General features: G+C 64.2%; 14 protein-coding genes and 1 pseudogene. 8 read left to right on the forward strand and 7 right to left on the reverse strand.

Going from position 1 to position 14,958, the window contains the following annotated elements; translation table 11 throughout:
* Positions 1 to 11: 11 nt before the first annotated feature.
* The 4 genes from ACKTEK_RS08100 to gatC are packed head-to-tail and all read right to left on the reverse strand — an operon-like array spanning position 12 to position 2,944.
* Positions 12 to 545, reverse strand: coding sequence for a hypothetical protein (locus ACKTEK_RS08100; protein ID WP_409164721.1), 534 nt, complete (start codon positions 543 to 545; stop codon positions 12 to 14).
* On the reverse strand, positions 536 to 2,056 hold the full coding sequence (gene gatA / locus ACKTEK_RS08105; protein WP_409164722.1) for an Asp-tRNA(Asn)/Glu-tRNA(Gln) amidotransferase subunit GatA: 1,521 nt from the start codon (positions 2,054 to 2,056) through the stop codon (positions 536 to 538). Before gatA ends, ACKTEK_RS08100 begins: the two co-directional genes overlap by 10 nt.
* A gap of 35 nt (positions 2,057 to 2,091) precedes the next feature.
* Positions 2,092 to 2,709, reverse strand: coding sequence for an SH3 domain-containing protein (locus ACKTEK_RS08110; RefSeq protein ID WP_409164723.1), 618 nt, complete (start codon positions 2,707 to 2,709; stop codon positions 2,092 to 2,094).
* Positions 2,657 to 2,944 (reverse strand): Asp-tRNA(Asn)/Glu-tRNA(Gln) amidotransferase subunit GatC, encoded by a 288-nt coding sequence (gatC, locus tag ACKTEK_RS08115; RefSeq protein WP_409164724.1) that lies wholly within the window; start codon positions 2,942 to 2,944, stop codon positions 2,657 to 2,659. The genes ACKTEK_RS08110 and gatC overlap by 53 nt, the downstream gene beginning before the upstream one ends.
* A 186-nt stretch (positions 2,945 to 3,130) precedes the next feature.
* Here gatC and ACKTEK_RS08120 point away from each other — a divergent pair, with 186 nt between their 5' ends.
* Positions 3,131 to 4,351 carry a wax ester/triacylglycerol synthase domain-containing protein gene (locus ACKTEK_RS08120; protein WP_409164725.1) on the forward strand — a complete coding sequence of 407 codons (1,221 nt, stop codon included), beginning with the start codon at positions 3,131 to 3,133 and terminating at the stop codon, positions 4,349 to 4,351.
* A 7-nt stretch (positions 4,352 to 4,358) separates the two neighbouring features.
* On the opposite strand, the gene ACKTEK_RS08125 is transcribed toward ACKTEK_RS08120, so the two are convergent.
* Together ACKTEK_RS08125 and ACKTEK_RS08130 are read right to left on the reverse strand one after the other, a co-directional pair.
* Positions 4,359 to 5,063: a metal-dependent hydrolase gene (locus ACKTEK_RS08125; RefSeq protein ID WP_409164726.1), complete on the reverse strand. Its 705-nt coding sequence runs from the start codon at positions 5,061 to 5,063 to the stop codon at positions 4,359 to 4,361.
* A gap of 127 nt (positions 5,064 to 5,190) precedes the next feature.
* A complete protein-coding gene (locus tag ACKTEK_RS08130) occupies positions 5,191 to 6,081 on the reverse strand; it encodes a diguanylate cyclase (RefSeq protein WP_409164727.1) in 891 nt (296 codons plus the stop codon).
* Positions 6,082 to 6,242: 161 nt separating this feature from the next.
* Here ACKTEK_RS08130 and ruvX point away from each other — a divergent pair, with 161 nt between their 5' ends.
* The 6 genes and pseudogenes from ruvX (at position 6,243) to dprA (ending at position 11,799) form a co-directional block, all read left to right on the forward strand.
* Positions 6,243 to 6,725: a Holliday junction resolvase RuvX gene (ruvX, locus tag ACKTEK_RS08135; RefSeq protein ID WP_409164912.1), complete on the forward strand. Its 483-nt coding sequence runs from the start codon at positions 6,243 to 6,245 to the stop codon at positions 6,723 to 6,725.
* Positions 6,722 to 7,654: an AEC family transporter gene (locus ACKTEK_RS08140; RefSeq protein WP_409164728.1), complete on the forward strand. Its 933-nt coding sequence runs from the start codon at positions 6,722 to 6,724 to the stop codon at positions 7,652 to 7,654. The genes ruvX and ACKTEK_RS08140 overlap by 4 nt, the downstream gene beginning before the upstream one ends.
* A gap of 58 nt (positions 7,655 to 7,712) precedes the next feature.
* Positions 7,713 to 8,693: an aspartate carbamoyltransferase catalytic subunit gene (locus ACKTEK_RS08145; protein WP_409164913.1), complete on the forward strand. Its 981-nt coding sequence runs from the start codon at positions 7,713 to 7,715 to the stop codon at positions 8,691 to 8,693.
* On the forward strand, positions 8,690 to 10,024 hold the full coding sequence (locus ACKTEK_RS08150; protein WP_409164729.1) for a dihydroorotase: 1,335 nt from the start codon (positions 8,690 to 8,692) through the stop codon (positions 10,022 to 10,024). The genes ACKTEK_RS08145 and ACKTEK_RS08150 overlap by 4 nt, the downstream gene beginning before the upstream one ends.
* A 30-nt stretch (positions 10,025 to 10,054) precedes the next feature.
* Positions 10,055 to 10,687: a glycerol-3-phosphate 1-O-acyltransferase PlsY gene (plsY, locus tag ACKTEK_RS08155; protein ID WP_409164730.1), complete on the forward strand. Its 633-nt coding sequence runs from the start codon at positions 10,055 to 10,057 to the stop codon at positions 10,685 to 10,687.
* Between the two features lie 9 nt (positions 10,688 to 10,696).
* Positions 10,697 to 11,799 (forward strand): annotated as a pseudogene (dprA, locus tag ACKTEK_RS08160) (DNA-processing protein DprA).
* A gap of 104 nt (positions 11,800 to 11,903) precedes the next feature.
* Here the strand turns inward: dprA and ACKTEK_RS08165 are convergent.
* Positions 11,904 to 12,122 carry a hypothetical protein gene (locus tag ACKTEK_RS08165; protein WP_409164731.1) on the reverse strand — a complete coding sequence of 73 codons (219 nt, stop codon included), beginning with the start codon at positions 12,120 to 12,122 and terminating at the stop codon, positions 11,904 to 11,906.
* A gap of 277 nt (positions 12,123 to 12,399) precedes the next feature.
* On the opposite strand from ACKTEK_RS08165, the gene topA reads away from it, so the two are divergent.
* Positions 12,400 to 14,958, forward strand: coding sequence for a type I DNA topoisomerase (topA, locus tag ACKTEK_RS08170; RefSeq protein WP_409164732.1), 2,559 nt, complete (start codon positions 12,400 to 12,402; stop codon positions 14,956 to 14,958).

Genomic DNA, 14,958 nt, shown 5'->3' on the forward strand with positions numbered 1-14,958 from the left:
TGCGTTTTCGCCTATCGCCCCCAGCTGTCCGCGACATGCGCCAGCAGGCCGGCCAGCTTGTCGTTCATGGCGTTGGCGATGGCCGCCTCAAGCTGCTTCACCGGGCCGGACCCGACAGTGGATTCCTCCCAGATGACGAGATCGCCGGTTCGCCCAGTCCCCTCGTCTCCGGATTCCACGGCTGCTTCGTAGGAAATCGCCGCACGGCCGCGCACGAGGATGGCTGCGGTGCCGCCCGGCGTGCCACGCAGGTAGATGGTGATTTCCAGTGGCTTCATTCCCTCGGGCAGTTTCGGCGACGGGCCGCCCTCGCGGTGATAGCCGGACGATGCGACCGGCACGCCGGCCTTCTCCAGCGTCTGCGTCGCGGACTTCGTCAGCCTGTCGCAAATTCGCTCGGCGTACTTCTCGCCGGTGGAACTGACGCAGGCGATGGCGACTCCGTCGAGCCCCGCCAGTTGCCGCGCCCAGTCGGTTTCGGCGCGGGCGGGATTGATCGCCGCGAGACAGCCGATCAGGGCTGCGGCGATCGCCCTCACTTCCACCAGGCCTTGGCTTCGAACCGCCCGGCGGCATCCTCGATGACCTGCGCGACGGAGAACAGCGTCTCCTCGTCGAACGGCTTGCCGATGAGCTGCAGGCCGAGCGGCAGGCCGCTCTCGTCGCGCCCAGCCGGCACCGAGAGGCCCGGCAGACCGGCCATGTTCACCGTCACCGTGAAGACGTCGTTGAGATACATCTTCACCGGGTCGGCATTCATGCTCTCATCGCCGATGGGGAAAGCCGCAGACGGCGTCGCCGGCGTCAGGATCGCATCGACCCCGTCGGCATAGACCTGCTCGAAATCGCGCTTGATGAGCGTGCGAACCTTCTGGGCGCGCAGGTAATAGGCGTCGTAATAGCCAGCCGACAGCACGTAGGTGCCGATCAGGATACGGCGCTTCACCTCGCGGCCGAAGCCTTCGGCGCGGGTATTCTCATACTGCGCGGTGATGTCGTCGCCGGGAACCCGCAAGCCGTAGCGCACACCGTCATAGCGCGCGAGGTTGGACGAAGCCTCCGCCGGCGCGACGATGTAGTAGGCCGGCAGCGCGTACTTGGTGTTGGGCAGGGAAATTTCGCGGATCTCGCAACCCGCAGCCTTCAGCCATTCGACGCCCTGCTCCCAGAGCTTCTCGATTTCCGCCGGCATCCCCTCCATGCGATATTCCTTCGGAATGCCGATGGTGAGACCCTTCACCGACTTGCCCACAGCCGCTTCGTAGTCCGGCACGGCGATGTCGGCGCAGGTGGTGTCCTTCTCGTCGTGGCCGGCCATGGAGCGCAGCAGGATGGCGTTGTCGCGCACCGTGCGCGCGATCGGGCCCGCCTGGTCGAGCGAGGATGCAAAGGCAACGATGCCCCAGCGCGAGCAGCGCCCGTAGGTCGGCTTGATGCCGACAGTGCCGGTCAGCGCCGCCGGCTGGCGGATGGACCCGCCGGTGTCGGTCGCGGTTGCGCCCGCGCACAGGAAACCGGCGACGGCAGATGCCGAGCCGCCCGATGAGCCGCCCGGAACCAGCAGGCCGGCCTTGTCGCCGGAAAGGGCCGCCTTGCCCTGCTCCGCCGACCAGTTGGCCGGCAGGTGCGGGTTCACGACGGGGCCGTAGTAGCTCGTCTCGTTGGACGAACCCATGGCGAACTCGTCCATGTTCAGCTTGCCGAGCATGACAGCGCCGTCGCGCCACAGGTTGGACGTGACGGTGGATTCGTAGCGCGGCTGGAAGTTATCGAGGATGTGGCTGCACGCCTGGCTGTGGACCCCTTCGGTGCAAAACAGGTCCTTGATGCCGAGCGGAATGCCTTCCAGCGGCCCGAACTCGGCAGACGCGATGCGCTCGTCCGAGGCCTTGGCCATGTCCATCGCCTTGTCGGGCGTTTCCAGCACGAAGGCATTGAGGCCACGCGCGGCTTCCACCGCACCGATATAGGCTTCCGTCACCTCGCGGGAGGAAATGGTCTTGGCGCCGAGTGCATCGCGCAGCTCGGCCAGCGTCATTGTCGTGGGATCGCTCATTCAAACACGGCCTTGTTTTTTCGTATCAGGATAGTTCACTCGACATCGGCTAGACGGAAGTACCGCGAGCGATTTTCCCCTTCGCACTGCACATAATACTGGCCAGCTTTACCCACTGACTTGTCTGCGTTGACGATCGCAGTGCAACTGCCGTCCTTCAGCAGCTTGAGCGCAAAGCGTCGCATCGCGACAACTTCTCGTTTGGTCAAACCATAATCGCCGACTCCGGGAACATATTTGATCCGCGGATCCATAATTTCTGGACTGAGAGCAGCCGGCTCAGGATTTGTTGGCTTGTTTCGGGATAAGAATTCCGCTGAGACCCAGCGTGCGACCTTATCCTCCTGAATTTCAGGAAATTCGGCCTTCTCTACGGATGCATCGTAGAACTCACTGATCCGAGCCCAACCATCGCGCGACTGAAACAACTCCACTTTCTGTCCCCTATAGAGCTTATTGGTAGCCGGACAGGAAGTCGCAGGACATAGCCTCACGTTCAGTGAGTTCGCAGTTACGTAGTAATCGTCAGCTATCGCATTCACCGGCACCCACGCCACGAACGTCAATGCAATTGCAAAGGACCAACGCCAGCGCACGGAGTTATTCCACCACCTTAGGAACGAGGAAATAGTGGTCTTCGGTGGCCGGCGCATTGGCGACGATATCGTCGGACTTTGCCCCGTCGGTGACGACGTCGTCGCGCATCTTCATGGACATCGGCGTGACGGACGTCATCGGCTCGACGCCTTCGACATCAACCTCTGATAGCTGCTCGACAAAACCGAGGATCGTGTTGATCTCGCCGGCGAGCGCGGGAAGTTCGGCCTCGGGGACCGCGATACGGGCAAGGGTAGCAACGCGACGCACGGTCGCTTCATCGACGGACATACTTGGCACCCGGAATCTGGATTGCGTCTGGCAATGCCGCCTGCCGCGAATTGCGAAAACGGCTGCGGGCAGGCATACATGAGCCACACATGGGCCGCAAGACACGGGGAATTGCGGTTTTCGACAAGGCGTTTGCCCTCGCGGACGCTGCTGGGGAAGCATCTTTTCGAACGGAAACCCAAGCCTATGCGGGCTCTCGGCCTGACGGACGCAATCTTCTACAATCTCGGCCATCGCTACATCACCAGCACGGTGGTGCTGGATGGCCGGTGCGATCTGGCGCGTCTCGTTGCCGAAATGGAAGCGGCTGCGCGCGAGGTTCCGGCGCTGCGGGAGCGGTTTTTCCGCATCTGGCCCTGGTCCTTCGCCCGCGACGATGCGGGCTTCGGCATTGCCGACCACATCGTCAGCGTCGATTGCCCGGACGTGCGCAGACTTGAAGACCTCGAGCCGGTGATCGAGAAGGTCCGCCGGTCGATCCCGCCGCGCAGCAAGTCGCCGTGGCGCATCTACGTCATCAACCCGCAGGGCATCGAAGGCGAGAAACCGGAACAGCGGGTCTCCGCCGTCATCTTCCACCTCAACCACGCGCTTGCCGATGGCGTGCGCTGCATGCAGGTGATCGGCGACCTGGCATCGCGTGACGTGACGGTCGAACCAGCGTTGGCTGCGCGTATTCCGAAAATGACGCGCAAGACGTTCGACGCTCAGCCCGAACACCACCGGATCGTCGACCAGGGGGTCTCGCTGGTCCGCCTGCCCCGCAAGGACCTGCGGCGCGACCGTGGTGCGACGGATGTCTTCGTCGATGCCGCCGCCCGCATGCTGGACGACCCGGACCTCTACAGCCATGCCGAACCGCTGAACTACTGCATCGCGAAGACGCAGCTCGTGCGCCGGCGCACCAGTCGCGGCGAACTCGGCAACCACATGGAGACAGTGGCGAACCCGGTTCGCACGGCCCCGGTGGAGCGCCCGGTGCGCTTCCGCATCCCCGGACTTCAGACAATCCAGAAATTGCCGATCGTGAAATACATGATCGCGACGCTCCCGCCGCCGTTGGCGAACTGGATGATGCGCGTCTGGTACAAGCGCTTCGACGGGATGGTGACCATCCTGCCCGGCCCGGCTTCCATGCAGATGGGCGGGTGCGACTGCCTCGGGGTGTTCGGAACGCCGCCGCTCTCCGGACCGATCCCGCTGGTCGTGCTGTCGATCCCGCTCGGGCGTCAGCACGCAATTGTCGTGATTCCCGGCAAGGGCTTTACCGGCGAGCGTGGCGAATTGCTCGAAAAGCTGAACCAGGCGCTGACAACCGTGCCGCTCACCGAAAAGAGGGCAAGCGGCGTTCGCGCGAAGGAAGACGCAGCGCCCGAACCGGACGCGGCCGGCGTACCGGCGGCCTGAGTCGTGCCTAGAGGTCGAAAGCCTCGCCGATCTTCGGCACCAGCACCTTCGCGCCGACACCCGTCGTCGCCTTTTCGAATTTTGAGGCATCCTGGTCGATGATCGGAAACGTGCCGTAGTGCACCGGGATCACCGTCTTGAAGTCGAAGTAATCCCGGCAGGCGCGCGCCGCGAGATCGGCACCCATGGTGAAGCGGTCGCCGATGGGCACGAAACCGACCTGCGGCTTGTAGATGTCGGCAATCAGCTTCATGTCTGAGAAGATGTCGGTATCGCCCATGTGCAGCACCACCGGCTCGTAGGACGCTTTCGGCAGGATCACGACACCGGCCGGATTGCCGAGATAGACCGGCGTCCCGTCGACGATGGACGACGAGGAGTGCCACGCCTGCACGAAGGCCACGTCGAAATCGCCGCAATCGATGCGTCCGCCGTGGTTGCCGGGGCTGAAATTCTCCACGCCCTTGCCGCCGAGATAGTTGCAGATCTCGAAATTCGCGACGAGTTGCGCACCCGTTTCCTTGCAGATGGAAACCGTGTCGCCGATGTGGTCGTCGTGGCCGTGGGTCAGCACCACGTGGGTCGCGCCTTTCGCGGCCTCCAGCGGGTCACCCTCGAAGGTGGAGCTGTCCGACAGGAACGGGTCGATGATGATCACCGCGTTTCCTGTCTCGATGCGCACTGCCGAGTGCCCGAACCATGTCGCCTTCATCGCGTCCTCCCGCTTGCCCCCCGCTGCGCTGACCGGTTCGGTCTGTTGCGGGGCTTGTTCCGCGGAAAATTATAGAAGCCGGACGGATGGCTTCAACCGGACACGAAAAAGGTCGGGGACAAGCGCGTCAGGCTGCGCAGAGCCTTTCCTCGAAGATGGCGACCCGGTTCCGTCCTCCCCGCTTGGCATCATACAGGGCGATATCGGCCTGCTTGAGCAGCACGGAGAGTTCGTGCGAGGCAGAACTCGATGCCACGCCTAAGCTGCAGGTCACGCAGAGCGGCTCATCCAGACTGCCGATAAGCTTGGATTCCACCGCTTTGCGCAGGTGCGATGAAATTTCGTGCGCCTTGCCAACATCGACACCCGGCAGCATGAGCGCGTATTCCTCGCCGCCCAACCGTCCGCAGATCGCGTTTTCAACGCTGGAAATGCAGTCGGCCACGCTGCAAATGGCGACATCCCCGACATCATGTCCGAAGCGGTCGTTGACCGACTTGAAATGGTCGATGTCGAGGCAGACGACGGACGCTGCGCCCCCGGCACTCGCCGTGCAGCTCGCCTCGCCTTGCTCCATGAATGCGCGCCGGTTCAGCAGGCCGGTCAGCGGGTCGGTCTGGGCCAGCCGCAGCAGTTCGCGCTGCGAGTTCAGGTACCGCGCAGCGGAGCGAAGCCTGGCCAGCAGCTCGGTCTTGCTGGGTGGTTTGCGGATGAACTCGTCGGCGCCGGCGTCCAGCGCCTCGGTCAGCTTGCCCTCTTCCTTGGAAGACGACATGGCGATCGAGTAGACGAAGCGCCCGGATTCGGCGAGCAGCCGGATCTGCCAGCACAGCTCCAGGCCGCACATGTTGCCGGCCTCGAAACTGGTGACGACGATATCCACGTCGGGATGGTCTGCTATGAAGCGATAAGCGTCGTTGCCATCGGCAAACGCTGTTACCTTGTCCCCCCATCCGCCCAGCAGCTCCGACATGATCCGGATGCCGACCCGGGAAGGTTCGACGAGTACGATATGCATTATTATTGCCCTGCGGCGTGTCCCCCGAAGGTCTCAGTATGGAAGCGCAGTCGTTAATTGATCGTATTGCGAGTAATCATTCTCACATGCCACTTCCAATATATCTCCACCAAACGAATTCTGATCGATGAATGCGTCGATGACTTGGGGCAATGCCTGACATGCCGATCCACGAGACACTTGAAGATCTGGCGCTCGCCGATTTGAAGGCCGGACCGCTGATCGGCCTCGACCCCGGAACGAAGACCATCGGGGTGGCCGCATCCGACCCTGCCCGCATGATGGCGATGCCGGTCGAGACCATCCGCCGCACGAAGTTCACCATCGACGCCGAGCGCCTGCTGGAGCTGATCGGCGAACGCAAGGCCGCCGGCATCATCATCGGCCTGCCGCGCAACATGGACGGGACGGAAGGCCCACGCGCCCAGAGCGTGCGCGCCTTTGCCCGAAATCTCTCGCAGAAGAGCGACCTTCCAATCGGCTACTGGGACGAACGCCTGTCGACGGTTGCCGCCGAGCGCGAGCTGATCGCCGCCGACGCCTCCCGCGCCAAGCGCGCGCAGGTCATCGACAAGATGGCGGCGGTCTTCATCCTGCAGGGCGCGCTCGACCGGCTGTCGGCCATCCGGGCGGCGTCCGCATGATCGCGGCCATAGAAACCCTCATACCGGTCTTTGCGATCATCCTGCTCGGCGCGGGTCTCAAGCGCATAGGCATGCTGAGCGAGGAGCAGTGGCGCGGTGTCGAGGACCTGATCTATTACATCTGCTTTCCCGCGCTCATCATCGCCACGCTGGCGCGCACGGTTTTCTCCACCGTGCCGGTGCTGGCGCTAGCCGCCGCGATGGCCGCCAGCGTGCTGACCATGTCGGCGATCCTCTACCTCGCCCGCGCGCCGCTCTCGCGCTGGCTGAAGGCCAATCCGCCCGCCTATACCTCGATCTTCCAGGGGGCGACCCGCTGGAACACCTATGTCGCGCTGGCGGTCGTCGGTTCGCTCTACGGCGCGGACGGCATCAGCCTTGCCGCCATCGGCATCGCGGTGATGATCCCGCTGCTCAACGTGCTGTGCGTCTCGTTCCTGCTCGCCCATGTGCGCGACGAGGCTCCCAGCCCGGCGGCAATCGCCAGGGGCCTCTATACCAATCCGCTCATTATCGCCTGCGTCATCGGCATCGCGATCAACGCCTCGGGCTTGCCCGTCTACGCGCCGATCCTCGAAACCGGCGCGATCCTTGGCCGCGCGACGCTGGGGCTGGGGCTGCTGTGCGTCGGAGCGGGGCTGCGCATCGAGGACGGGCTGCACATCGGCCCGCGCGTCGCGTTTACCTCCATCGCACGGCTCATCGGAATGCCGCTGCTGATGGCGCTGTTCTGCCTTGCCTTCGGTGTCAGCGGCATGGCGTTTGCGGTGGCGATCATCTGCGCCGCCGTACCCACCGCGTCCTTCTCATATGTGCTGGCGCGCAAGCTTGGCGGCGATGCACCGCTCATGGCGCGCATCATCACCGTGGAGACGCTTGCGGCCGCCATCACCCTGCCCGTCATCATCGCGCTGCTGCCTGCAACTTGAGGACAACCGGTTTTCGCTCTTGCGGCCCCTGCCCCAAGGCCTTAAAGCCATGGCTTCAATGACATCTCCAGCCGCCGAGTTCGATCCTTTCTCGAAGCCCCATTTGCTTGGGATCAGCGACCTTTCTGCATTCGACATCGAAAATCTGCTGGACCGGGCAAATGCCTGGGCCGAGCGCAACGCGCTGCCTGACAACAAGCACGCGATCCTGCGCGGCCGCACGCAGATCAACCTGTTCTTCGAGTCCTCGACCCGCACGCAAAGTTCCTTCGAGATCGCCGGCAAGCGGCTGGGTGCCGACGTGATGAACATGTCGGTCGCCTCGTCCTCGGTGAAGAAGGGCGAGACCCTGCTCGACACCGCCGTGACGCTGAACGCCATGCGGCCCGACCTGCTGGTCGTGCGCCATTCCGGCTCCGGAGCGGTGGAACTGCTGGCCCGCAAGGTCGCAAACTGCGCGGTTGTGAATGCCGGTGACGGCAGCCACGAACACCCCACGCAGGCGCTGCTGGACGCACTGACCATCCGCCGCCGCAAGGGTCGCATCCAGGGCCTGAAAGTGGCCATTTGCGGAGACATCGCCCATTCCCGCGTCGCGCGCTCCAACATCCTGTCGCTGGCGGCACTCGGTGCGCAGGTGAACGTCGTCGCGCCCTCCACGCTGATGCCGACGGCCATCGACCGCATGGGCGTCAACGTCTTCCGGAACATGGATGAAGGCGTCGAAGGCTGCGATGTCATCATGATGCTGCGGCTTCAGCGCGAGCGCATGTCCGGGGCATTCGTGCCCTCCTCGCGCGAGTTCTTCCACTATTACGGCCTCGATTCGCGCCGCCTCGCGCTCGCCAAGCCCGATGCGCTGGTGATGCATCCCGGCCCCATGAACCGGGGCGTCGAGATCGACTCGGTGGTCGCCGACGGCACGCAGAGCGTCATCCGCGACCAGGTTGAGATGGGCGTTGCCGTGCGCATGGCCGTGCTGGAGGCACTCGCCGACAATCTGCACGGCGGCGACAACGTGAAGGCGGCCGGCGCATGATGAAGTTTGCCGAACCCACGCTCGGCCACCGCGACGAGGCACGCCCGGTGCTGTTTCGCGGCGCGCGCATCGTCGATCCCGCCGCCGGCAGCGACCAGACCGGCGACCTGCTGGTCGTTTCGGGAAAGATCGTCGAGACCGCCGCCGAAATCGCCCCGCCGGAAGGCACCGAGATCGTCACCTGCAACGGCGCGGTCCTCGCGCCGGGACTGGTGGACATGCAGGTCCATGCCGGCGAACCGGGCCACGAACATCTCGAAACGCTGGCAAGCGCCAGCCGCGCGGCTGCCGCCGGTGGCGTCACCACCATGGCCTGCATGCCCTGCACCGACCCGCCGATCGATGACCCCGCGCTGGTCGACTTCGTCCTGCGCCGCGCCCGCGACACGGCCATCGTCAATGTCGTGCCGATTGCAGCCGCCACGCGCGGCCTCAAGGGCGCGGAAATGACCGAGATCGGCATGTTGCAGGAAGCAGGCGCGGTCGCCGTCTCCGGCGGTCGCGGCGCGATTGCCAATTCCGGGCTGATGCGCCGCCTGCTGACCTATGCGGGTGATTTCGGCGTGCTGGTTATCAACGCCGTGGAGGATGCCGAGCTTGCCGGCAGCGGCGTAATGAACGAGAGCGAAGCGGCAACCCGCCTCGGCCTCGCAGGTATTCCGGTGGCTGCCGAAACGGTGATGCTTGACCGAGACCTGCGGCTCGCCGCGCTCACCGGCGGTCGCTATCACGCGGGCCAGATCTCGGCTGCCGAAAGCGTCGAGGCGCTTCGCGCTGCGCGCAAGCGCGGCGTGAAAGTCACGTGCGGCGTCTCCATCGCCCACCTGACGCTGAACCAGTACGATATCGGTTCCTATCGCACCTTCCTGAAGATGCATCCGCCGCTGCGCACCGAGGACGACCGCCTCGCCCTCGTCGAAGCGCTGGCCGACGGCACCATCGACGTGGTGATTTCCAACCACGACCCGCAGGACGTGGACACCAAGCGCCAGCCCTTTGCCGAAGCCTCGGACGGGGCCATCGGCCTGGAAACGATGCTGGCCGCCTCGCTGCGGCTCTACCACGATGGCTCGGTTACCTTGCCCGCGCTGATGGCGGCCATGTCGACCCGGCCCGCGAAGCTCCTCGGTCTCTCGTGCGGCACGCTCGCACCCGGCTCGCCCGCCGATCTGGTGCTGTTCGATCCCGGTGCGCCGTGGATTGTCGAGGCAGCTGCGCTGTCTTCGAAGTCCAAGAACACCCCCTTCGAGGACGCACGGATGCAGGGCCGCGTGCTGCGCACGGTCGTTGCCGGACGAGCGGTCTACGAATACAGTTCATCGGGGAATTGATCTCAGGCGCGGGATTTGGGGGAAAATGGCATGCAGAATCTGCTCGGTCTTCTCGCCAACGCGCCTCTACTCGCCCTCGCGGCAATGGCCATCGGCTACCTGCTCGGCTCGATCCCCTTCGGACTGGTGCTGACGCGCGCCGCAGGCCTTGGCGACATCCGCAAGGTCGGTTCCGGAAATATCGGCGCGACAAACGTCCTGCGCACTGGCAACAAGAGCCTTGCCGCCGCCACCTTGCTCGCCGACGCGCTTAAGGGCACCGCCGCCGTTCTCATCGGCATGTGGATCGATCCCGCTGCCGGGACACTGGCAGGCGTTGCCGCTTTCCTTGGCCATCTCTTTCCCGTCTGGCTGAAATTCCGCGGCGGCAAGGGTGTCGCGACCTTCCTCGGCGTGGCGCTCGGCCTGCTGTTTCCCGCAGCCATCGCCTTCGCCGTCGTCTGGCTCGGTGTTGCGTATATCTCCCGCTATTCGTCGCTGTCGGCCCTGTGCGCAACGGCCATCACGCCGCTGGTCGCGCTGGCGCTCGGGCGCGGTGACGTGGCACTGGCGCTCGCGATCCTCGCGGCCCTGTCGTGGTACGCGCACCGCGCCAACATCGCGCGGCTGATGAGCGGCGAGGAATCGCGCATCGGCGGGTCCTCGGCGACCGCCTCCAACTAGGCTGGACCGGTGACCGACCTGACAGACGCGCAGCGATTCGACTGGCTGCGTCTGCTGCGGTCGGAAAATGTCGGCCCCGCCACCTTCCGCTTGCTGCTGAAGCGCTACGGCAGCGCTGAATCCGCGCTCGACGCGCTCCCCGGCATTGCAGCGCGCGGCGCGACCGGGCGGGCGATCAAGGTTGCGACGGTCGAGGCCGTACAGCGCGAACTGGACGACGCCCGGCGGCTCGGCGCGCACTTCGTCCCCCACGGCGAACCCGGCTATCCGGCCCGACTCGCCCATATCGACCAGCCGCCGCCGCTCCTGTGCATCAGCGGCGAGACGGACATTTGCGACAAGCCGATGGTCGCCATCGTGGGCGCGCGAAATGCGTCCGCAGGCGGGCGGCAACTGGCCCGCATCTTCGCGTAGGAGCTAGGCGAAGCGGGCTTCGGCGTCGTGTCCGGCCTTGCGCTCGGCATCGACGCGGCAGCTCATGAGGCATCGCTCCAGCATGGCAGTATCGCCGTGCTTGGCGGCGGGCTTGGGCGAATCTATCCCGAGCAGCACATCCCGCTGGCTGACCGGGTGCGCGAGACCGGCCTTCTGGTCAGCGAGATGCCACTGCACCACGCCCCGCGCAATCGCGATTTCCCGCGCCGGAACCGGATCATATCCGGCAGCGCGGCCGGCACCATCGTCATCGAGCGCAGAGGTCAGGATCGCTCATCACCGCGCGCTTCGCGGCAGAACAGGGGCGCGAGGTTTTTGCGGTGCCCGGCTCCCCGCTCGACCCACGCGCGGAAGGCACCAACAAGCTCATCCGTGGCGGCGCGACCCTCGTCACCCAGACGGCGCATGTCCTGGAAGCGCTCGAACCGATCCTGCACCAGCCGCACCAGGAGCTCTTCGAGCCAGAGCCGTCAGCAGACGAAAGCTGGAGCGTCGAGGCGCCCGACGAAAGCGTGAAGAACGCCATTTCGGCACTGCTCAGCCCTGCCCCGGTGTCCATCGACGCTCTGATCCGGGAGAGCGGCGCACCTGCGGCGCAGGTTCAGGGCGCGCTGCTGGAACTGGAATTGGCGGGAGACGCGGTTCGGCTTTCAGGGAATCGCTTCAGTAAAAACTAGGCTTTGCGACGCGTTTCGATGCATATCAAACGCGCTGCATGTGCGATTGCCCCCAAACACCAAACTTTATCTGGCGTTTAGGATCAGCATAGGTTAGTGTTTAACTATCGGCGCGTTGATGCGACTTTGAGCGCGGCTTCTCGGGCTTCGTCCGCTGCCATGCGGATCAAATAACTGAGAAATACGTGTGGTTTTTTGTCTGCGATGGTCGCCAACTCCAAGAGTATGGCGCTGATATACTCGTAATCTTCAGCGTCATTGCCGCTTAGGCTGATCTCGTGCTCAGCGCGGCTCTTCTTAGGGTCGCCTTCTTCTGAACTCATGCAGCCTTCCGAACGATTGACAGATTCAGCGTCGTGCAATTAGTGCAGATAAAACCTTTGCGCGCAAGGTAACCTTTAGCACAACCTATACGTGCATATCGGAATAATTCATTTTCCCCGATGTGACTGGATGTCTAACTCACGAGCCTTAGAAAGGTTCGTTTGACAGGACCCCTGCCTTTCCCCATTTTCCTGCGGCCCGCGCTTGCCGCGCCGCACCGAGCGCCGCAAATTGCGTGCGGTCCTGAAATCTCGTCAGTCTGGAAACTGGAGCCCGATGAACGTCGTCATCGTCGAATCGCCTGCCAAGGCAAAGACCATCAACAAGTACCTCGGCGGGGACTACCAGGTCTTTGCGTCCTACGGCCACGTTCGCGACCTGCCCGCAAAGGACGGCTCCGTCGATCCTGAATCCGGCTTCGAGATGAAGTGGACGGTCGACCAGAAGGCACAGAAGCGCCTGAACGAGATTGCCACCGCGGTGAAATCGTCCGACCGCCTCATTCTCGCAACTGACCCCGACCGCGAAGGCGAAGCCATCTCGTGGCACGTGCTGGAGGTGCTGAAGAAGAAGGGTGCGCTGAAATCCGCCGAAATCCAGCGCGTGGTCTTCAACGCCATCACCAAGTCCGCCGTGCTGGACGCCATGGCCAACCCGCGCGAGATCGACGCCGACCTTGTCGACGCCTACCTCGCCCGCCGTGCGCTCGACTATCTCGTCGGCTTCACGCTGTCGCCTGTGCTGTGGCGCAAGCTGCCCGGCGCGCGCTCCGCAGGGCGCGTGCAATCGGTGTCGCTTCGCCTCGTCTGCGACCGTGAAGCCGAGATCGAGGCCTTCCGTTCGCAGGAGTACTGGAACGTGATCGCCAAGCTCGAAGCCTCCGGCGGCGAAGCGTTCGATGCCCGCCTCGTTTCGGTTGCAGGCGACAAGCTCGACAGGCTCTCCATCGGCGACGAGACATCGGCCTTCGCGATCCGCGATGATCTGAACGGCGCGTCATTCACGGTCGACAGCGTCGAGAGCAAGCCGGTGAAGCGCAATCCCTACCCGCCCTTCACGACGTCGACGCTGCAGCAGGAAGCCTCGCGCAAGCTGGGCTTTTCCTCTGCCCGCACGATGCAGACCGCGCAGAAGCTCTATGAAGGTGTCTCCATCGACGGCGAGACGCAGGGCCTCATCACCTATATGCGTACCGACGGCGTGCAGATGGCGCCTGAAGCGATTTCCGCGATCCGCGACGTGATCGCCAGCCGCCACGGCGACCGCTACCTGCCGAACTCGCCGCGCATCTACAAGTCGAAGGCAAAGAACGCGCAGGAAGCCCACGAAGCGATCCGCCCGACGGAGGTGTCCCGCCACCCGGACGCCGCGCGCAAGGTGCTCGACGGCGACATGCTGCGCCTCTACGAGCTGATCTGGACCCGCACCATGGCAAGCCAGATGCAGGCAGCCGAGATGGAGCGCACCACCGCGGAAATCACCGCCAAGGGCGAGAAGATTTACGGCCTGCGTGCGACCGGCAGCGTGCTGCGGTTCGACGGCTTCCTGAAGCTCTACCAGGAAGGCCGCGACGACGCAGGCGACGACGAGGATTCCAACCGTCTGCCGCCGCTTGCAACCGGCGACACGCCGCAGCGCAAGGACATCGAGGCGACCCAGCACTTCACCGAGCCGCCGCCGCGCTACACCGAAGCCTCCCTCATCAAGCGGATGGAAGAGCTCGGCATCGGCCGACCCTCCACCTACACCGCCACGCTGCAGGTGCTGCAGGACCGCGAATACGTCACGCTCGACAAGAAGCGCCTCATTCCCGAGGACAAGGGCCGCCTCGTCATCGCGTTCCTGGAAAGCTTCTTCGAGAAATATGTCCAATACGATTTCACTGCCGGCCTGGAAGAGCAGCTCGACAAGATTTCCGACGGCAAGGTCAACTGGAAGAGCGTGCTGGAGCAGTTCTGGAAGGATTTCTCCGGCCACGTCGAAGGCATTCGCGAGCTGCGCGTCGCGCAGGTCATCGATTCACTCAACGAGATGCTCGGCGCGCACCTGTTCCCGGCACGCGAGGACGGTACCGATCCGCGTTCCTGCCCCAATTGCGACAACGGCCAGCTGAGCCTGAAGATCGGCAAGTTCGGCTCCTTCATCGGCTGCTCGAACTATCCTGATTGCCGCTACACGCGCCAGATCGGCCAGAGCGACGCGGAAGGCGCGCAGCTTGGCGAGGACGGCATACGCGAACTTGGCGAAGACCCCGATACCGGCCTCATGGTCACGGCCCGGACCGGGCGCTTTGGCCCGTTCCTCCAGCTCGGTGAGCAGGAAGGCAAGGAAAAGCCGAAACGCGCCACCATCACCAAGGACTACGATCCAGCCACCATCGAGATGGAACAGGCGCTGGAACTGCTTCGCCTGCCGCGCGAGATCGGCAAGCACCCGGAAGACGGCGAGCCGATCTTCGCCGGCATCGGGCGCTACGGGCCGTTCGTCAACAAGGGCCGCATCTACGCCAACCTGGAATCCGTGCCGGAGGTCTTCAGCGTCGGTCTCAACCGGGCCGTGACGCTGATCGCGGAAAAGGAAGCCAAGCGCGGCGGTGGCCGCAACTCCCAGCCCGGCAAGGCGCTCGGCGAGCATACCGACTTCGGTGCCATCGAGTTGAAGGCCGGTCGCTACGGCCCATATGTCACCAACGGCAAGGTGAACGCGACGATCCCGCGGGGCACCGAGCCGGAAAGCATCGACCTGGAACAGGCGGTGGCACTGATTTCGGCCAAGGCGGCCTCGCCCTCCAAGGGCAAGAAAAAGAAGAGCACCAAGCGCTCGACGAAAAAGTAG

Source organism: Tepidamorphus sp. 3E244 (assembly GCF_046159835.1).
Taxonomy (GTDB): domain Bacteria; phylum Pseudomonadota; class Alphaproteobacteria; order Rhizobiales; family Tepidamorphaceae; genus JACKJK01.